The organism is Anaerosporobacter faecicola, from assembly GCF_012070565.1.
GTDB classification, from domain to species: Bacteria; Bacillota; Clostridia; order Lachnospirales; family Lachnospiraceae; genus Anaerosporobacter; species Anaerosporobacter faecicola.
The window spans coordinates 1-16,510 of sequence record NZ_JAAQRO010000012.1; the positions used below are offsets into that span (position 1 = coordinate 1).

General features: G+C 35.7%; 19 protein-coding genes. 4 read left to right on the plus strand and 15 right to left on the minus strand.

The features are described 5' to 3' along the window. The first annotated feature begins 134 nt into the window (after positions 1–134). On the plus strand, positions 135–1,148 hold the full coding sequence (locus HBB17_RS07780; protein ID WP_167956935.1) for a hypothetical protein: 1,014 nt from the start codon (positions 135–137) through the stop codon (positions 1,146–1,148). A gap of 87 nt (positions 1,149–1,235) precedes the next feature. Continuing rightward, positions 1,236–1,448 (plus strand): DUF3006 domain-containing protein, encoded by a 213-nt coding sequence (locus tag HBB17_RS07785; RefSeq protein WP_167956936.1) that lies wholly within the window; start codon positions 1,236–1,238, stop codon positions 1,446–1,448. A 194-nt stretch (positions 1,449–1,642) separates the two neighbouring features. Here HBB17_RS07785 and HBB17_RS07790 read toward each other — a convergent pair whose 3' ends face one another. The 10 genes from HBB17_RS07790 to HBB17_RS07835 form a co-directional block, all read right to left on the minus strand. Then, positions 1,643–2,785, minus strand: a complete 1,143-nt coding sequence (locus HBB17_RS07790; protein WP_167956937.1) for a glycoside hydrolase family 88/105 protein — start codon at positions 2,783–2,785, stop codon at positions 1,643–1,645. Positions 2,786–2,993: 208 nt separating this feature from the next. After that, positions 2,994–3,221 carry a hypothetical protein gene (locus HBB17_RS07795; protein ID WP_167956938.1) on the minus strand — a complete coding sequence of 76 codons (228 nt, stop codon included), beginning with the start codon at positions 3,219–3,221 and terminating at the stop codon, positions 2,994–2,996. Positions 3,222–3,280: 59 nt separating this feature from the next. Next, the gene (locus HBB17_RS07800) at positions 3,281–3,889 is read right to left on the minus strand and encodes a CpXC domain-containing protein (RefSeq protein ID WP_167956939.1); all 609 of its coding nucleotides are present in this window, start codon (positions 3,887–3,889) and stop codon (positions 3,281–3,283) included. A 122-nt stretch (positions 3,890–4,011) separates the two neighbouring features. Beyond that, positions 4,012–4,563 (minus strand): DUF3877 family protein, encoded by a 552-nt coding sequence (locus HBB17_RS07805; RefSeq protein ID WP_167956940.1) that lies wholly within the window; start codon positions 4,561–4,563, stop codon positions 4,012–4,014. 13 nt (positions 4,564–4,576) lie between these two features. Continuing rightward, positions 4,577–5,017, minus strand: coding sequence for a threonine/serine exporter family protein (locus HBB17_RS07810; RefSeq protein WP_167956941.1), 441 nt, complete (start codon positions 5,015–5,017; stop codon positions 4,577–4,579). Further along, positions 5,014–5,793 carry a threonine/serine exporter family protein gene (locus tag HBB17_RS07815; protein ID WP_167956942.1) on the minus strand — a complete coding sequence of 260 codons (780 nt, stop codon included), beginning with the start codon at positions 5,791–5,793 and terminating at the stop codon, positions 5,014–5,016. Before HBB17_RS07815 ends, HBB17_RS07810 begins: the two co-directional genes overlap by 4 nt. A 205-nt stretch (positions 5,794–5,998) precedes the next feature. Beyond that, positions 5,999–7,198 (minus strand): sensor histidine kinase, encoded by a 1,200-nt coding sequence (locus HBB17_RS07820; protein WP_167956943.1) that lies wholly within the window; start codon positions 7,196–7,198, stop codon positions 5,999–6,001. Then, positions 7,195–7,875: a response regulator transcription factor gene (locus tag HBB17_RS07825; RefSeq protein ID WP_167956944.1), complete on the minus strand. Its 681-nt coding sequence runs from the start codon at positions 7,873–7,875 to the stop codon at positions 7,195–7,197. The genes HBB17_RS07820 and HBB17_RS07825 overlap by 4 nt, the downstream gene beginning before the upstream one ends. 83 nt (positions 7,876–7,958) lie before the next feature. After that, positions 7,959–8,285 carry a hypothetical protein gene (locus HBB17_RS07830; RefSeq protein ID WP_167956945.1) on the minus strand — a complete coding sequence of 109 codons (327 nt, stop codon included), beginning with the start codon at positions 8,283–8,285 and terminating at the stop codon, positions 7,959–7,961. A 231-nt stretch (positions 8,286–8,516) separates the two neighbouring features. After that, the gene (locus tag HBB17_RS07835) at positions 8,517–9,098 is read right to left on the minus strand and encodes an HPP family protein (RefSeq protein ID WP_167956946.1); all 582 of its coding nucleotides are present in this window, start codon (positions 9,096–9,098) and stop codon (positions 8,517–8,519) included. Between the two features lie 439 nt (positions 9,099–9,537). Here HBB17_RS07835 and HBB17_RS07840 point away from each other — a divergent pair, with 439 nt between their 5' ends. After that, on the plus strand, positions 9,538–10,533 hold the full coding sequence (locus HBB17_RS07840) for a zinc dependent phospholipase C family protein (protein WP_167956947.1): 996 nt from the start codon (positions 9,538–9,540) through the stop codon (positions 10,531–10,533). A gap of 14 nt (positions 10,534–10,547) precedes the next feature. Here the strand turns inward: HBB17_RS07840 and HBB17_RS07845 are convergent, their stop codons facing one another. From HBB17_RS07845 to HBB17_RS07865, 5 genes are all read right to left on the minus strand, one after another. Beyond that, positions 10,548–11,147, minus strand: coding sequence for an ATP-binding cassette domain-containing protein (locus HBB17_RS07845; RefSeq protein WP_167956948.1), 600 nt, complete (start codon positions 11,145–11,147; stop codon positions 10,548–10,550). Between the two features lie 11 nt (positions 11,148–11,158). Next, positions 11,159–11,938 (minus strand): ABC transporter permease, encoded by a 780-nt coding sequence (locus HBB17_RS07850; RefSeq protein WP_167956949.1) that lies wholly within the window; start codon positions 11,936–11,938, stop codon positions 11,159–11,161. Next, entirely contained in the window at positions 11,913–12,965 is a 1,053-nt protein-coding gene (locus HBB17_RS07855) for an ABC transporter substrate-binding protein (protein WP_167956950.1), read from the minus strand. Before HBB17_RS07855 ends, HBB17_RS07850 begins: the two co-directional genes overlap by 26 nt. Positions 12,966–13,129: 164 nt before the next feature. Next, entirely contained in the window at positions 13,130–14,089 is a 960-nt protein-coding gene (locus HBB17_RS07860) for a methyl-accepting chemotaxis protein (protein WP_167956951.1), read from the minus strand. Positions 14,090–14,173: 84 nt separating this feature from the next. Continuing rightward, on the minus strand, positions 14,174–15,274 hold the full coding sequence (locus tag HBB17_RS07865; protein WP_167956952.1) for an FIST signal transduction protein: 1,101 nt from the start codon (positions 15,272–15,274) through the stop codon (positions 14,174–14,176). Between the two features lie 346 nt (positions 15,275–15,620). Here HBB17_RS07865 and HBB17_RS07870 point away from each other — a divergent pair, with 346 nt between their 5' ends. Continuing rightward, positions 15,621–16,367 carry a phosphotransferase gene (locus HBB17_RS07870; protein WP_167956953.1) on the plus strand — a complete coding sequence of 249 codons (747 nt, stop codon included), beginning with the start codon at positions 15,621–15,623 and terminating at the stop codon, positions 16,365–16,367. The last annotated feature ends 143 nt before the right edge of the window (positions 16,368–16,510 follow it).

A 16,510-nucleotide genomic window follows, 5' to 3' on the forward strand; every position in this document is an offset into this window, starting at 1 on the left:
ACGAATCAAAAAATACAAAGAAAAATGGTGTGCATAAAAAATGACCATACCTCATACGAAGTATGGTCATTCAGTAAACACTCATTTTAGATATTTAACCTGTCTACTTGACAGGGGGCATATCATTACGTGAAATGATAAAATCTGTTAATGAACAGGGCGTTGTCTTCCAATATACATATGGAGAGAAAAAAGGCAATTACAATACGTATATCATATCTTCCGATAATGCGAAAATGTATTACTACAGTGTAAAATTTGTTCATAAACTGAACGAAGTAATACAAAATAAACTGAAAGAGAATCATCCTGGAATTGTAGATCTAACTACGTATCCTGATGAACATACGAGAAAGACAAGGATTCTATATGATTTTGTTGTAGCTACATTCTTAGAAGATTACGGTTGGTTTTATGATGATTATGATTATCATGAATATATTACAGGATTTGATGAAAAGACTACGTTTACGGAAGCTTATTTTGATAATTTTGATAATTATGATTATGATAATAGCTATACTGACTTCATAGTTAAAGAGCATACAACTGACCCAGATTCCTACGATCATTATGTATTACGTTCCTATGAAGAATTTGCAGCATTACCGAACCTTGAAGAACTATCAAAGGAAATTGCTATGAATGAGATAAATTCTCAGGAAGCATTGTTGCTAAATCATACATTTGGAGAACTGAGCGATGCAATGAAAATCTATGCAATCGACTATAGTACGTATTTCAGTTGTTATTTCTCACGTCCAGACTTTGGAATGGTATATAAAACGGATTACACAAGTACCTATGGCTATAAGGCAATGAAAACCATGTATGAGAATAAGGCAGAAGGAGTATGCATGATATTTGCTAGGTATGAGTGTATTTTATTTGAACAGCTAGGCATGACGAATTATTACAATAGTTCCTATCAGATCAATCATGCTTGGAGTGTTGTGAAAGTGAAAAATTCCAAAGGAAAGATTTTGTGGATTCCATTTGATTATGGTATTGGACCTTCCCCATCGCTAGTAATCGACCCAAGTCAGGCAAAATATATTGACACCGAAAAGAAACGGTATAAACTTTATCTGAATGGAATTAAGGGTGCACCTTCTAAGAAGAATTTCAATGAAGATGATTTTAATTAATAAAAATCTGCCAAAGAGGGGGTTTATGCGGGATTTCGCATTTCGCAAGCATCTATAATTCCCCTATATACGAAAGGAGAACACTCTATGCATTATATCATTGACCGTTTTGAAGGCTCCTTCGCCATATGCGAACAAGAAAATGGTGGTTTTCTTACCATTCCACGTTTCGAACTTCCTGCTGATTGTAAGGAAGGGGATTGTTTGACCCATACGGAACAAGGCTATCGATTGGATCATAAGGAAACCCGTGCGCGCGCAAAGCGGATTCAAGAAAAACTAAATAACTTGTTTGAATAAGTTACAAAGGTAACACAAACCATATACAAAAAGACAATCTTTTTACTTATAGACCCTACACTGTGCTTTCATAAAACATCAAATACAGTGTAATGACTATTGTTAGAAAAGATTGTCTTTTTTATGTTATCTATTTGTTCATTCTATCTTTTTGTTACTCTACCTTTGTAGTTTATTCTATCCTTGCTTTTATTCTATCTTTGCTGTAAACGCAACATTTCTGTATAGGCAAGTAAGAATGGTCCAACACCTTTTGCATCATCTTTCACAATTGGTTCTGACATATAATAATCAAATGTTCCCGGACGTTTTGTTGCTCCGCCTAAACCAGCAACAAGACAGATTCCATCTAGATGCATATTGCCATCTTCCACATGAAGATACGTATTGCAAACACCATTGAATGCCTTTTCTCCATATGCAACATAGGACTCATCAAGGAAACCAAGACGAACGCCTTTTAACAATGCATACGCCATAATTGAACTTCCGCTTGTTTCAAGATAATTACGTTCCATTCCTCCAAGGTTAACAACCTGATACCACATTCCACTTTCATCTTGGTAACGAAGCATGGCATCCATAAGATCCACAAAAATCTGTTTCATCTTCTCATAAGGTTCCTTCACAGAAGGATCTGCCTTATCTAATGTATCAAGGAGTGCCATTGCATACCAACCAAGTGCACGTAACCAGAAGTTCGAAGAAAGTCCTGTTACTTTATCACACCAAAACATCTCTCTTGAAGCGTCATAAGCATGGTAATATAATCCTGTTCTTTCATCTCGCATATTCTTCACAACTTGGAAGAATTGGTTATAGATATCATCGTAATTCTTATTTCCATGGAATCTCGTTTCATATTCCATATAGAATGGTTGTCCCATATACAGTCCGTCTAACCATACTTGGTTTGGATAGATGTTCTTATGCCAGAAGTTTCCTTCCTTTGTTCTTGGCATCTTCTCAATTTGGCTATATACAAGATCAATGGCTTTTCTATATTTTTCTTTTCCTGTTAGATCATATAATTCAAATAAAGTTTTTCCTGCATTTACATTATCAATATTCAACTCTTCCACAGAATAACCATCGATACTACCATCTTCCCGAACACGATAGTCAATAAAATTATCTGCAAAGTCAAAGTATTTTTTCTCTCCTGTAATTGCGTACATTTCCAGAACTGCTTTGATCATGCAACCATCTATGTAGTTCCAATCAACTTTTTTTCCCTCAAGAATCTTCTCAATATTCCAAATTGGTCGATCTGGTGTACTCTTTTCAAGTAGTTCATCAATATACCGAAATATATTATCTTGTAATGCTTTATCCATCCTGCTAAATTCCTCATATCTTCCTAGTAATCTAAGGTTTAAATCCTTACATCTATAATAGTATACAGGCTATATCCCTGTCAAATGATTCTATAGTATATTGGTATGTTTTTTTGAAGATACATTCCTACCTTGTATCCATTGCTATACTTGCAAAATTGCACAATTTAAACAATTGTGCAATTCATATTCGTCATGGGTAACTACTTTATTCATCAAAATCTACGATTACATAATAGCCTCGATCCGTCTGTTCAATCTCCTTAACGATCCCATATTTGGATTTTATTCGATCGGCAGGTCCAATACAGCCTGACATGGCAACAGCTGGTTCAATGATGTAGTAATAGTGAAAGGACTTTTTCTCCAATACTTCCACGCGATCTCCCGCTTTTACCAAGTTTTCTCGTTCCATCTTAAATCGAACTTCTCGCATCGTTCTCTTCCTTCTTTCCTACTAACATACAAGACGATACTGTTTGCATGTAGTATACTCTATACCACCTGTGCTCCTGCCCAGTTTAGATCAATACAATAGACATCATCCTCTAAAGGTGGCACTTCATCCTGCACAATATGCAGAACATTTTCATACATGGAAAAATCAATATCAATTCCGTCTACATCTTCTTTGTACATTAAGGTGAACTCCAAACTACCACTTTCACTCATACGATAGAAGAATATATCCTCCATTGTATCATTTTCAACATGAATCTTTGCAAAAGTAATTAATTTTAGTAATTCGATCGCTTGGTCATTCAGCCCTGCTTCCAGAACACGAACCTTCTCAACGAATGTATCTGCTGTTTTACAAAATCGCTTCGTAAAACCTGGAAATCTTGCTTGCTCTTCCTCGCCAATACAGGTTGCATCTGCTGCATTTGGCCTTAAGAAGATTACAAACTTCTTTTCCTCATTACAGTACATTGTTGGATAAACCAACTTAACTTTATGACCACAACTTTCACAATCCCATTGAAAGATTGAAGAATTCATTACTTGCTCTTTTTGATCGGGACCTATTTGTTCAAAACAGGTAACCTTATGTTCTTCTTTGCATTTGGGACAGGTAAATTGTAATTGTTTTTCAATACTATTCATAATTGTCAACTTTCCTTTTTCTATTTTGCGGGTGTACATCAACAGGATCATCCATCAACATGGTTCCTTAGATCACACATAACTTCATTATACACGAAGAAAATCATAACAACAACTGCGAACTATAAGATCGTCTGATAGTCATAAGGAGTAAATCGATGATAGAATGCTCCCATTTGTCCAAAACTGAAGCAATACCGATAAGGATCTTCCTCATAATCAGGATAATAGATTACATAATCGAATTCGTCTCCATTGGCTTTTTCACAGATTACCTCTGGCTTTTGCTTCTTGAAAACGACCATTACATCATCAATGGTACATGCTGGTTTTTTTATAACTTCCATAAGTTCCAACAAAAAGGTATTATCCTTCTTACATTCATGTACATATCTTGTTCCCTGTGCCGGAATGCCAACACAGAATCGCTCACCTTTGTTACTTAACTTCACTTGACCAAATCGTCCTTCGATTGCTTCTCTCCATTGAATCAAAAATGCTTTCGCTTCTTCCACTGTAGGAAGGGAAAGTCCAACCAGTTGTTCCAAGGAATCCCGATTATAATAGATATGGATCATCTCTTCTGCATATCCTAATTTAACCTGCCATTCATGAACGGTATCAATCACATTTTTTTCTAATCGTCTATATGCATTTTGCGTTAACTCATTCACTATCATCCCTCCATTATTGTCCTATTTCCTTGTGCTCCATACGTTTAAAAAAACCTTGTGGTATCTCAAAGATAAAGATAATTCCTAATACGATTGCTACAGCATATTTTATTGTTTCAAACCCTTTTGCTGAAGCCAAAGAATACTGTTCCATAATAGTATAATATGCTGTCCAATAGATTCCTGCTCCCGGTACAAGAGGAAATATTCCTGAAATTAAGAAGATCGTAACCGGGCAACGCATTCGAGTGGCAAAGAATCGGCAAAGAAGTACAACTACGCACGTCGCGAAAAAACACCCTACGATATTTCCCACATAAGAACCACTTATCAAATAGCATAACCACCCAATGCCACCAACTATACCACACCAAGGATAATATCTACTTGGTACGCTAAAAAGCAAAGAAAATGCAATCGTTCCAATCATTGCTGCTAAAAATTGTTCCATCATATCATACCACCTCCTGTTAATCGATGGTATATGGTAAAAACAATTCCAACTCCAAGTGCAATACAAAAAGCAATCAACAAGGCATCTACAAGACGAACAATCCCACTGATGTAGTCCTCATTTGCTAAATCACGAATTCCATTGGTAAAAGCAACTCCAGGTACGAGTGGTATGATTGATCCGATTACAATGTGGCTCAAACGATCCCCGATACCTAGTTGATAAATGAGAATGGCACAAGACGTTAAAAACATTCCACCACCTAAATTTAACATAATCTTTGTTGTCCGCTTTTTTCTTTTTGACATGACGCAAAGAAACATCCATAATAGACTGCCTACTATGAATGCTGCTATGCTATCCATATATGTACCACCAAACAAATATCCAAAGCAGGCACTTCCAATTCCTGATGCAAGAATCTGTGCCCACTTTGGTTTCTCCGGCATTTGCTGAATCTTTTCTAATTCCGCAATTGCTTCTGTGGCTGTATATTTTCCTTCTTCAATTTCTCTCGATAATTGGTTTACTGCTGCTACTTTATCAAGATGAGCCGCACTAAGAGGGATATGTTTAACATTTGCATAAAAATGTTTATCATCTTTTTCCTCTGTAATGAATATTCCACTACTTAATACAAAGGAACTGTTTCCTTCCATTCCATAGGATTTTGCGATTCGTTCAATCGTTTCCTCCACGCGAAAGATCTCTGCTCCATTCTGCAAAAGAATTCTACCTGCCAGTGCAGCAGCATCTAAGCCTGTTTTTTCTTCCATAATACGTAACATGCCCTTTCTGTTCCAAACAATTTTGGTTCATACCTTTTTCATTCATCCATTATGTTCCATAGATATGATCTCATCGTTCTATACACTCTATTTCTGTATATGCATGAATACTATTATGTTACCATTCTATTTCCTACTATGCAATCCTGATATTCGTATGATAGGGCTTTGTTTTCCTTCTTGAGACATTCTCTCAATGTTCAGAAGGGAATTGTATATGAAAGGTAGTTCCAACCATTGGAATACTGTTTACCGAAATCGTACCATAATGCTTCTCCACAATCTTCTTCACAATGGATAAACCTAATCCGGAACCTCCCATCTGCCTTGAACGGGATTTGTCTACCCGATAGAACGGTTCAAATATATGTTGTAACTCCTCCTCCTTCATACCAATTCCCTGGTCTGCAATTACTATATTAACCGTCCCGTCTGGGGAATTAAAACTTTCCACATATACATTGCCACCTGGTCGATTATACTTGATGGCATTCTCCACCAGATTAAATATAACGCGATATAGCAGTGTAGAATTACCATACATCTCTCCCGTACAGGTTCGAACTTCCATATTCACTTGTTTTTCCTGTGCTGTTAGCATTAACTCATCAACCACAATATCCACAAGTTCTTGTAAATGAATATGCTCCCCATATCCATTTTCTTCCTCTCTTGTAAGATTCAACAAATCTTCCACCACATGAATCAATCGCTCTGTACTCTGTTCCACTACATCAATTGTCTCTCTATATTCTTGTAGCGTTGGCTCTCCTTCCAACTGAAGAACCTGTATGCCCGCTTTCATGGTTGTTAAAGGCGTCTTTAATTCATGTGCCGCATTCGCCGCAAAATTCTTCTGCATCTGAAATGCACCATCTAATTTTGTAATCATTGTATTAAAGGATGATTCTAGGCTGATTATTTCCCGTTCCTTTGTTGCAACAGAAACTGGTTGGTTTAGATTTCTTTCATTCACATTTCGAATACTCTCCTCAAGTTGTTTCATTGGCTTCAACGCATGATTTACAACAAGTGAAATGATTAATAGACTAACCAAGCTAATGCCAATCATACATAAGATACTCTTCCTTGCAAAATCTAGATTTGCTTTTTGTAATGGTCCACGTTCTGTGTCTTTCCCCTTTCCCAGTTTATCAATAAAAGATAAGATTTCATTGAGATCATTGTTTCCATCAATATTGACTCCATTATCATTCATTGAAAAAGAGATTCCATTCCCTATCTGTAACTTGAATTCATTCCCATACGTTGCTTTCGCATTCTGTACGAGAAGTATGGTTAGTATAACGATTGTCACTACAAAGATTCCACTTGTGATTCCGATTAACTTCCCCTTTAATGACATATACTGTTTCTTTTTTCTTTCCATCATAGTACTTCCTCATCTTCTATCAGATAACCCTGTCCACGTAGATTTTTAATCATGATATTTGCATCATTAGCTGCTAACTTCTTCTTCAGAGAACTCATATGAAATTTAAAAGAATTGGAGAATAAATCCGTTTCACTATCCCACACATGCTCAATCAGTTCTTCGGTTTGTATGACACGATTCTTATGTAATAGTAGATATTCCAAAATGCCATATTCTTTTTTTGTTAGGTCACATTTCTTATCATCCACAAAAATCATTTTCTTTGCTGTGTCCAATGTAATATTATGGTATCGTTGTACCGTATCTTCTTGAATAAAATTGCGCCGTAGAAGGCAGCGGATTCTTGCTTCTAACTCTTGAAAGTCAAATGGTTTCACCAAATAATCATTAGACCCTGCATCCAGTCCTTGTATTCGGTCTTCCACACGACTACGCGCAGATAGGATCAAAACCTTCACTTCGTGATCTTTTTGACGAATCTGGTGCAACACTTCCATACCATCTACTTTAGGAAGGTTCAAGTCTAGTACTATCAGATCATAGGAATTCACATCAAATAATTCAAGTGCTTCTTCTCCATCATACGCAGAATCTACCGCATATCCCGTCTTCTTCAACCCTTTTGCTATAATGTTGTGCATTAATATCTCATCTTCCACGATCAGCAATTTCATAGTAATATCCATACCTTTCATAATTCCAACGAATTTGTACACGTGCTAAGCATGAAATATTGCTTAACAATAGCACCTATTCGTTAATAAATTCTTTTTCCATTTATAATAACCGTTGTATCCTCATCATGTAAAACATCGTCAACAGCATCACCAATTTCTTCGATGCAATCCTCTAACCAATTATGCATATTGGAATAATCTACAATTACTTCTCCATCTTTCCCTTTTACATATACTCCATTCGTATCGACTCTTACTTCCTCATCCCCATCTTGAATGTGAATACCAGATGCCTCAACCTTTACATTGGAATCTTGATCTTTCACTTCTACTTTCTTACAAGCAGTCAATCCAACTAAACTTACCATACCAATTGTAATTACCATTAAAACTTTATTCTTTCTCATATAAAATCAACTCTCCTTTGGTTTCTTTTCTAGAATGAGAAACAAGCCGTCTTTTCGTTCAAGACTCTTGCTTCATTTCTCTTATCAAAAGTATACCAAATGAAGAGTTAGATTTAGGTTAGAAATATTATATAAAAGCTTAGATCTTTTTCTTTTTTACTCTTTGCTTTTTATTCCCTTTGTTTTAACAGACTTGGTTTTTAATTTCCTTTATTTTCATACCTTTTGCATTTAACACTCTATGCTTTTAATACCCATTTCTTTAATATCCTTTGCTTCTATATCCTTTTCTTTAAAACAAAAACATGCCGCAAAGATAAGCACCGCACTTCCTATACCCACATAAACTGGATAATAACGTAATCCTGGAACTTTCAGAATCAACGGTAACATACTGATGGCTCCTGCTGGTGGGAAGGAAACCCTAATAACTGTGAATGCAACCAACATACAACTGATAATGACAAAGGTACAAAAAGTGAGAGAAAGTCTCATTTGTTCATGAAGAACCAACCGTGAACAAGTTCCAAGAATAGAAGCCGTCACCATAAGAATCATGACTTCTCTATACTTACCACGAATCTTCGCTTTTTCATTGGAAAACTCCATAAAGGTAACGATCAACGGTGGTGCAACTATGTATAATTTTCCAAAGAGAATTGGAATACAAGCAAGAATTAAAAATATTACAATCCGCTTCCCATAATACAACACACTTTCCTTATTCCTTCTCTCTACTGGTTGATAGATGACTCTTTCAACATAACTTTTTTTCTCAAACCACCACTGCACACCAACAATGATAATTGCCATGATGCAAACGGAAATTGGATAAATCACTTCTCTCCTAAAATCTCTGCAGTCACTGTCATCAGCATAATCATAAGGATGGAGGCAAACCATCGAACAAGTTTACTTTCTTTACGAATATCTTTTCCATTTGTTCTTTCCATAACACTTCATCTGTAACGACATACTCTTACGATTTGTTACATGTTCCTTTATTTATTTGTATCCAAACAGCTTGAAGTTCTGTTCGGTTACATTGCATATTTGCATATTAAATGTAATGTTTCCTACATTGCAAACACCTCTATCATAACATAAAGATGAAAAAGGGACAACTGTCTCAAATCGTTTGCATTCAGAAACATTCTATAAAGTATCTAAATTGTTTCTTAAAAAAGAATACTTTTGTATCTTTTTCACTAACTTCTGCTATACTAATCCTAGAAAGCTAAAGGAGGTACTTATGCCAGCATTTATTACACATTATCTATACGGGATCGATCTGTTTCATCAGCAAACCAATTCCTTTATCAAACAGATTCTATATCAAAACCAAAATGCATATAAACTTGGTTTACAAGGGCCCGATCTCTTTTATTTCGATGTATCCCTTGTACTGGGTGCCTCCGAATACAACCTTGGTGATCATATGCATGAACATAAGGTGTCACAATTCTTTCAATACTATCTTGAAGAACTGGATCAATTAACTGGAGACGAATTTTGTTGTGGGATGGCATATCTATGTGGTCTATTGGGTCACTATACACTGGATTCCTATATTCATCCCTATATCTATTATCGAACAGGTTATTCTCCTTCCATACCAGGTTCCAGTCTTGCAAGCTTTCCAACACATGGTACATTGGAAGCTTTAATTGACAAACAGATGTTATTAGAAAAGAAGTCTATGATGCCTTCTCAATTCTATCCTAATAAAACCATTAGCTTATCAAAAAAAGAAAAAGAAGTGATTGCTTCTACTATGAGTTCTGCGCTTAATGCAACCTATCACTCTTTCTTATCAAATTCCAGTAAGGAAGCCAAAATTACAAATCCTAGAAAGATCCGTAAAGCCATTACCGCTATGAAATACGAAACACTTCTACTTCATGATCCAAAAGGGCGAAAACAAAAAAGTATTCGTTCTATCGAACGTTTAGTAAAAAAAGAAGGCATGCTTTCTTCTTTATTTAATAATGATACGTTAACAGATACCATGGATGCTTGTAATCGCTCCCATGCCCTTTGGCACAATCCATGGGATCAAAGCATTGTTTCAAATGATTCTTTTGATGATCTCTACCGCAAATCTTCTCACTTTTATCAAGATATCGCATTACGACTTCAATCATATATTGCAAGCAAAGCAACTGCTTGGACAGAACGAAGGCTCTTTGACCGGTTGCTCGAAACCATTGGAAATCGTTCTTACCACAGTGGTCTGGATGTAGGATAAAAACAAGGCAATGTCTATAAATAGCAGACATTGCCTTTTACTAACTCTACATCTTCCTGATCATGTGTTACCATAATTACGATTTTTTCTTGTTTTTCCTCTAGTAATCTTTTTTGAATATACGAGGCAACCAATTGTTTATTCTTTTGGTCCAACCCTTTTAAGGGTTCGTCCATAAGTAAGATATCATACTCACTTAACAATGCCCGTAATATAGCAACGCGGCGTTTCATACCACCACTTAATTCTTTCACCGGCTTATTCTCTAACGATCCAAGTCCCACCGCTTCACATGCTTCTGAAATTTCAGCCAATCTACGTTTTAATGCCCCCCTTTTTGTTGGAAGGACAAATAGTAGATTATCAATAATTGTATTCTCCTCTAGTAATCGATCTTCCTGAAAAACAGCACGGATCTTCTTATTCTTTACTCCTATAAGCTCTCCTTCATCTGCATCCGTTAAACCAAGAAGGATACGGAATAATGTGGTCTTCCCCTTACCTGATTCACCCATGATGCAATGAATCATTCCAGATGAAAAACGGTAAGAATAGTCCTTTAATACCATCAAACCATTATATTGTTTACATAGATTTTTCACTTCAATATACATGAGCTACCTCACTAGATTCGTTTTGTAATTTTACGATATAACCAACGTAGAAGCAGTAAAAATATCTTTTCAAATACAATACTAATTATAACAATGACAATGGTCCAAGCAAACAAATCTGGTGTATCCAGATAAATCTTCGACTCATACAAGCGTTCTCCTATGGTTCCATCTGGTATCCCGATTACCTCGGCCGCAATTCCTGATTTAAAACTAAAACCAATACCAACTTTACAAGCTGCATAAAAGAATGGCCAGATTGCCGGGATATGAATGTAACGAATCTTCCGAAACCATGGAACTTCAAATACAGTTGCCATCTCCATTCGTTCATGATCCAAACTTTTCATCCCCTGAAGCATATTCGTATACATAATGGGTAAAACCATTAAAAATACGATAAAGGTAGATAACTTCTTTGATGACAAAAATACCAGACATAAAATGATAAAGGAGGCAACTGGTATGGCTTTCATTACAGCAAATAATGGTTGTAAGAATTCTTCTATATACCGATTCAGCTTACTTCCAATTGCTAGGATAATTCCCAAAAATGTGGCAAGCAAAAATCCCAGAATGATCTGAGACATGGAATATGCAATTCGTTGAAAAAAATCCTGGTCTCCTGTTAATATACATAAACGCTTTGCCACGAAAACAGGAGATACTAAAAGTATCTCCTGATCCAATATACGACTCGCTCCCTCCCAAATCAGCAACCAGCAGATGACTGCCCAGATCCGGATGGATTGTTTCTTTTTGCTATTATCGTTTGTAGTAGAACGATTCATCAGGTAATGTTCCTCCAACTGATTTTGGATTTTGATCAAATAATACGGAATAATAGCCTTCTAATTTTGCTTTCATCTCCTCTCCTTCGATGAAAACAATGTTACAATACGGTAGTGCAGTCTTGGCAACTGCTGCTGGTACGATGTCTTGTTCTTCTATCATAGTAGCAGCTTCTTCCACATTGGTATTCACGTAATCTACAGAATCTTTATAAGCATCTAGAAATTCATTCACTTGATCCTGATGTTGTTTTAAATACTCCGTACGAACTACAACTGCTCCTGTTACCATTGCACTCTTATTGTCCTCTGTTTGCAAGGCAGCCCATGCTTCATTCAGATCAATTGCAATACGGATGGATTCATTCTTCATCTGCGCTGTTGTTACGAATGGTTGAGGCAGCATGGCAATTGCATTTTCTTCACTTGCTAATGCAGCAACACATTCGGAATGTTCTGACTTATATTCAATGGTTACATCCTTTTGTGGATCGATTCCATTCTCCTTTAAGATATAATTCAATGAATATTCTGGCGTTGCTCCTTTTCCACTTGCATAAATGGTTTTCCCTTTTAGATCAGCAATGCTATGTACGGTATCCCCATTCTCAACAATATATAAAACACCCAACGTATTAATTGCTAAGACTTTAACTTCACCTTTTGTATTATTATACAGAACCGATGCCAGATTGGCAGGTACTGCGGCAATATCCACTTCACCCTTTACGAGCATTGGCGTGATTTCGTCAACAGCAGATGCAATTTGAAATTCATAGGATTTCGTATTCTTTGCATCATCCATCATCTTAACCATTCCCATAGCCGTAGGTCCTTTCAACGCAGCAACCTTTATTGGTACGGAATCAGTCGTGGCTTCTGCCGTTTCTGTTGTTACTTCTGCCGTTTCTTCTGTTACTTCTGCCGTTTCCTCAGTTACTTGTTCTGCATTATTCTTCTTCTGACAGCCAATGCATGTTACAACACACAAAATCGCTATACATAATAAAGTAATTCTTTTCTTCATGTTATTGAATTCTCCCTTCCAAGCTTATCTTTCCGTATGAAATAGCAAATCAATTGGTTACGCTCGATTGTTCGCTCATCAACCAATTCTACAATATCACTCTTCTATTATAGCACGATTGTCAAACATACCTAATTCAAAACTCGTTAAGGATTCAATCTTTCCTATTTTTTTATCTCTTCTTCTACAATATGATCCAATTGTTGTAAGAAATCGATTACTTCACACAGAAGTGTGGATTTCCTTGACATTTTTTCATTTAATGTATCCAATTTGCTTCCTAAATGATTGATAACCGATGCAATCTCTGTGGTATCCTTAGCAACATCTTCGATTTCATTACCTGCAATACCAATTTGATTCACTATCTTATTGCTGAATTCTTTTACTTCTTTTGTACACTCCGTTACTTCAGCAAAATTTGTTTTCACATCTTTCGCATAGGATAGGTTATCCTGTATGGTACTTTTTGTTTGCTCAATCTCTTTCTTTAATCCATCAAGGCTGTCATACAACGCTTTAACCGACTCATCAATTCCTGCAACTAACTTAGTTGTTGAAGTAGAAAGATCTCGAATCTGCTCTGCTACTACAGCAAATCCTCTACCCGCATCCCCCGCTCTTGCTGCTTCAATGGAAGCATTCAAGGCAAGTAAATTCGTATTAGAAGCAATTCCTGTGATATTTTGAGACATTTCCTGTATGTTCTCAAAGTTCTTTTCCAATGTTTTAAAGGTATTCGTTATATTCCCTAATTGCGAACAGGATTGTTCAATATAGTTTGATAATGTACCTACTTTTTCATCTGCTTGTGATATAGCAGCATCTGACTTTGATACAATATCATTCACCTGACTAGCATAACTATGAAATTCCTGAAAATTCGTATATGTATGATCGATATTGTCATTAATTCTATTAAATTGCATATTCGTAGAGTCAAAACCATCCTTAATCTCATCAAGATATTTCGTAACATCTCCTTCTTGATTCATAAAGTCTTCTACACGTTTTTCTACATGTTCAACACCATATTGGATATGTGTTGCATCTTGATACTTTTCTTTCACCTCATTCTCTATGATTGTATTTTCTTTGTTTCTATTCTTCTTAAAGATGTTCATATTCTTCACCATGTCCTTTCAAAGGTCTAACAACTTTGTGATCAACACAAAGCTTCATGCAAGATTTTCTCTCACAAAGTCGATCTATTCAAATACTACTGCTGTCATTGTTTGATTAAAATTATGTTGATTTAATTGTTCTCCATAACCGGAAAAGCCTACATAATCACCTAATTCTGTACCAATTTTCTTCGCATATTCCTGCAGATATCCTTCTCCCTCGAATAATAGTGTTCTTGCAAGACAATGTACAATCAACGTAAGAGATGGTTTTGGTACTTCCTTTTTAATCTCACGAAATGTTTCCTCTCCAACAGTACGATAATCATCTGGTTCCAACAACGCCATTTTGGCATTATTATAGACCCTTGCATGATACATGATTCCCTTATTCTCCAAAACACTACAATTAGCTGTTATGTACATATGATTTCCAATAATTCTACCCATTGGACAAGTATCCATATATTTGCTTAATCCAGAAACGGTGGTATTCAGCGCTTCTGCAATCACATCAGCCGCAGGTCTGTGATCATACTCATATACAATTCTCTGTCTACTATCCACTTTCGTTGCTATGAAGGTTTTACCCGTGGATTTGTAAATATTCTCTCGTATAAAATGGATCTTACCACCTAAGTTTCGAATCAGCACAAATACGGAAGATTTTTCTACAATCTTTCCATTCAATGCTACGTATGTAACATTCTCTTTTGCATTGTTACCTGCTGTTCCACCAACAACAGGGATATTTTTTTCCATTAAAACAGAATTCAGCGTATTCAATACCGACTCTTCACACCCCAGAAATGCATTACTAAATACAAAGCATATACAATTCTGTAAACTAGACATTTTCTTCACACATTGTTCAACACGATTCACATACTTAACTGGATATCGATCTACGTCTTCTAGCAAATCCGCACTACATTCGATACCATCTTCAATACCAAGGACAAGTAATTGATCTTTAAAAGCTCCTTCCTTACATAATTCAACAATTGTAGTTGAACCAATCGTAATACTAGCAGGAAATAAATTATAAAATTCTTTTGTATATTCAGAAAAGTGAGAAACACCACAAAAGAAAAAAATTAACTTTGGTTTGGTAAGATTCTGTGTTGCCTCTTTTACTGCTTCTGTAACATTTGTGTTTGAACTTCTTCCTATATAATACTTCATGTCAAGCACCCCTTTTGTTATTTTTGTATAACATTCCAATTCATTTTTCTTTTGTATTGTTTATATTTTAACATATAATACAGTATAATTCTACTATTTCCTCCTTTTTTGTATATAATATTTCGGCAAATTGCATGCATTTGTATTATATTTATTCTTTTTACCGTCGTTTTTATTATCAATTTTATTCTAGTAAATATAATTTTATATATTTTTTATATTTTTTTACCAAATACACTATACTTTCTAAGCATATTGTAGTATAATATAGTCAATCCAAAAGCTTACTATTAAGTAACAGAATGGAAAACTAAAAGGAAAGACAGAAACGAGAGGAGCGATTCATATGAAGTTAGAGAACTTAATTTCAAAAGGTACCAATGCTAGTGTATTCAGAGACGGTAACACTGCAATTAAAGTATTTAATAAAGATTTTCCTAAAACAGAAGTATTGAATGAAGCGTTAAACACCTCAAGAGTTGAAGAAACTGGATTAGCAATTCCTAGTATCAGTGAAGTTTCCATCAATAATGGCCAATGGGCGATCAGCATGAACTTTATCGAAGGAAAAACCCTTTATCAATTAATGAAAGAGAATCCTGATCAGATCCAATCCTATATTGAAAAGATGGTGGACTTGCAGTTAGAGATTCACTCTAAACGTTCTCCACTCCTCAACAAATTAAAAGATAAGATGGTTCGTCAAATCAATAGCCTTGATTGTATCGACAATGTTAAAAAGTATGATCTGTTAACTCGCTTAGATGGTATGCCAAAGCATATTAAAGTTTGTCATGGCGACTTTAATCCTCGTAATATCATCGTAGCAAAAGATAAATGGTATGTTTTAGACTGGGTACACGCATCACAAGGTAATGCAAGTGCAGATGTTGCAAGAACATATTTGCTTCTCTCTTTGGATGATGCAAAAACTGCAGACCTCTATTTGGATGCCTTCTGCAAGAAGAGTCAAACAGAGAAACGTTACGTACAGACTTGGTTACCTATCGTAGCTGCTGCTCAACTTACGAAAAACAAACCAGAAGAAAAAGATTTATTAATGAAATGGCTTGATGTAGTAGATTACGAATAGAACCTACTGCTTCCTCCGTACATTCGCTTATACATAATATAACAAATTACTCGCAAGTAAACCTAAAGGGACTGTTTTCACAGTCCCTTTTCTTTTTGGTAACACCAATATATAGTACACTTTGTTCTCCGCGCTGAGGACAG

What these genes read in the sequence shown, in the direction of transcription:
- HBB17_RS07845 (WP_167956948.1), bottom strand. Translation starts at nt 11,147, where the DNA reads ATGTATATTGAAGTGAAAAATCTATGTAAACAATATAATGGTTTGATG.
- HBB17_RS07810 (WP_167956941.1), bottom strand. Translation starts at nt 5,017, where the DNA reads ATGATGGAACAATTTTTAGCAGCAATGATTGGAACGATTGCATTTTCT.
- HBB17_RS07830 (WP_167956945.1), bottom strand. Translation starts at nt 8,285, where the DNA reads ATGAGAAAGAATAAAGTTTTAATGGTAATTACAATTGGTATGGTAAGT.
- HBB17_RS07840 (WP_167956947.1), top strand. Translation starts at nt 9,538, where the DNA reads ATGCCAGCATTTATTACACATTATCTATACGGGATCGATCTGTTTCAT.
- HBB17_RS07815 (WP_167956942.1), bottom strand. Translation starts at nt 5,793, where the DNA reads ATGGAAGAAAAAACAGGCTTAGATGCTGCTGCACTGGCAGGTAGAATT.
- HBB17_RS07825 (WP_167956944.1), bottom strand. Translation starts at nt 7,875, where the DNA reads ATGAAATTGCTGATCGTGGAAGATGAGATATTAATGCACAACATTATA.
- HBB17_RS07800 (WP_167956939.1), bottom strand. Translation starts at nt 3,889, where the DNA reads ATGAATAGTATTGAAAAACAATTACAATTTACCTGTCCCAAATGCAAA.
- HBB17_RS07795 (WP_167956938.1), bottom strand. Translation starts at nt 3,221, where the DNA reads ATGCGAGAAGTTCGATTTAAGATGGAACGAGAAAACTTGGTAAAAGCG.
- HBB17_RS07790 (WP_167956937.1), bottom strand. Translation starts at nt 2,785, where the DNA reads ATGGATAAAGCATTACAAGATAATATATTTCGGTATATTGATGAACTA.
- HBB17_RS07855 (WP_167956950.1), bottom strand. Translation starts at nt 12,965, where the DNA reads ATGAAGAAAAGAATTACTTTATTATGTATAGCGATTTTGTGTGTTGTA.
- HBB17_RS07835 (WP_167956946.1), bottom strand. Translation starts at nt 9,098, where the DNA reads ATGGCAATTATCATTGTTGGTGTGCAGTGGTGGTTTGAGAAAAAAAGT.
- HBB17_RS07820 (WP_167956943.1), bottom strand. Translation starts at nt 7,198, where the DNA reads ATGATGGAAAGAAAAAAGAAACAGTATATGTCATTAAAGGGGAAGTTA.
- HBB17_RS07860 (WP_167956951.1), bottom strand. Translation starts at nt 14,089, where the DNA reads ATGAACATCTTTAAGAAGAATAGAAACAAAGAAAATACAATCATAGAG.
- HBB17_RS07870 (WP_167956953.1), top strand. Translation starts at nt 15,621, where the DNA reads ATGAAGTTAGAGAACTTAATTTCAAAAGGTACCAATGCTAGTGTATTC.
- HBB17_RS07865 (WP_167956952.1), bottom strand. Translation starts at nt 15,274, where the DNA reads ATGAAGTATTATATAGGAAGAAGTTCAAACACAAATGTTACAGAAGCA.
- HBB17_RS07780 (WP_167956935.1), top strand. Translation starts at nt 135, where the DNA reads ATGATAAAATCTGTTAATGAACAGGGCGTTGTCTTCCAATATACATAT.
- HBB17_RS07850 (WP_167956949.1), bottom strand. Translation starts at nt 11,938, where the DNA reads ATGAATCGTTCTACTACAAACGATAATAGCAAAAAGAAACAATCCATC.
- HBB17_RS07785 (WP_167956936.1), top strand. Translation starts at nt 1,236, where the DNA reads ATGCATTATATCATTGACCGTTTTGAAGGCTCCTTCGCCATATGCGAA.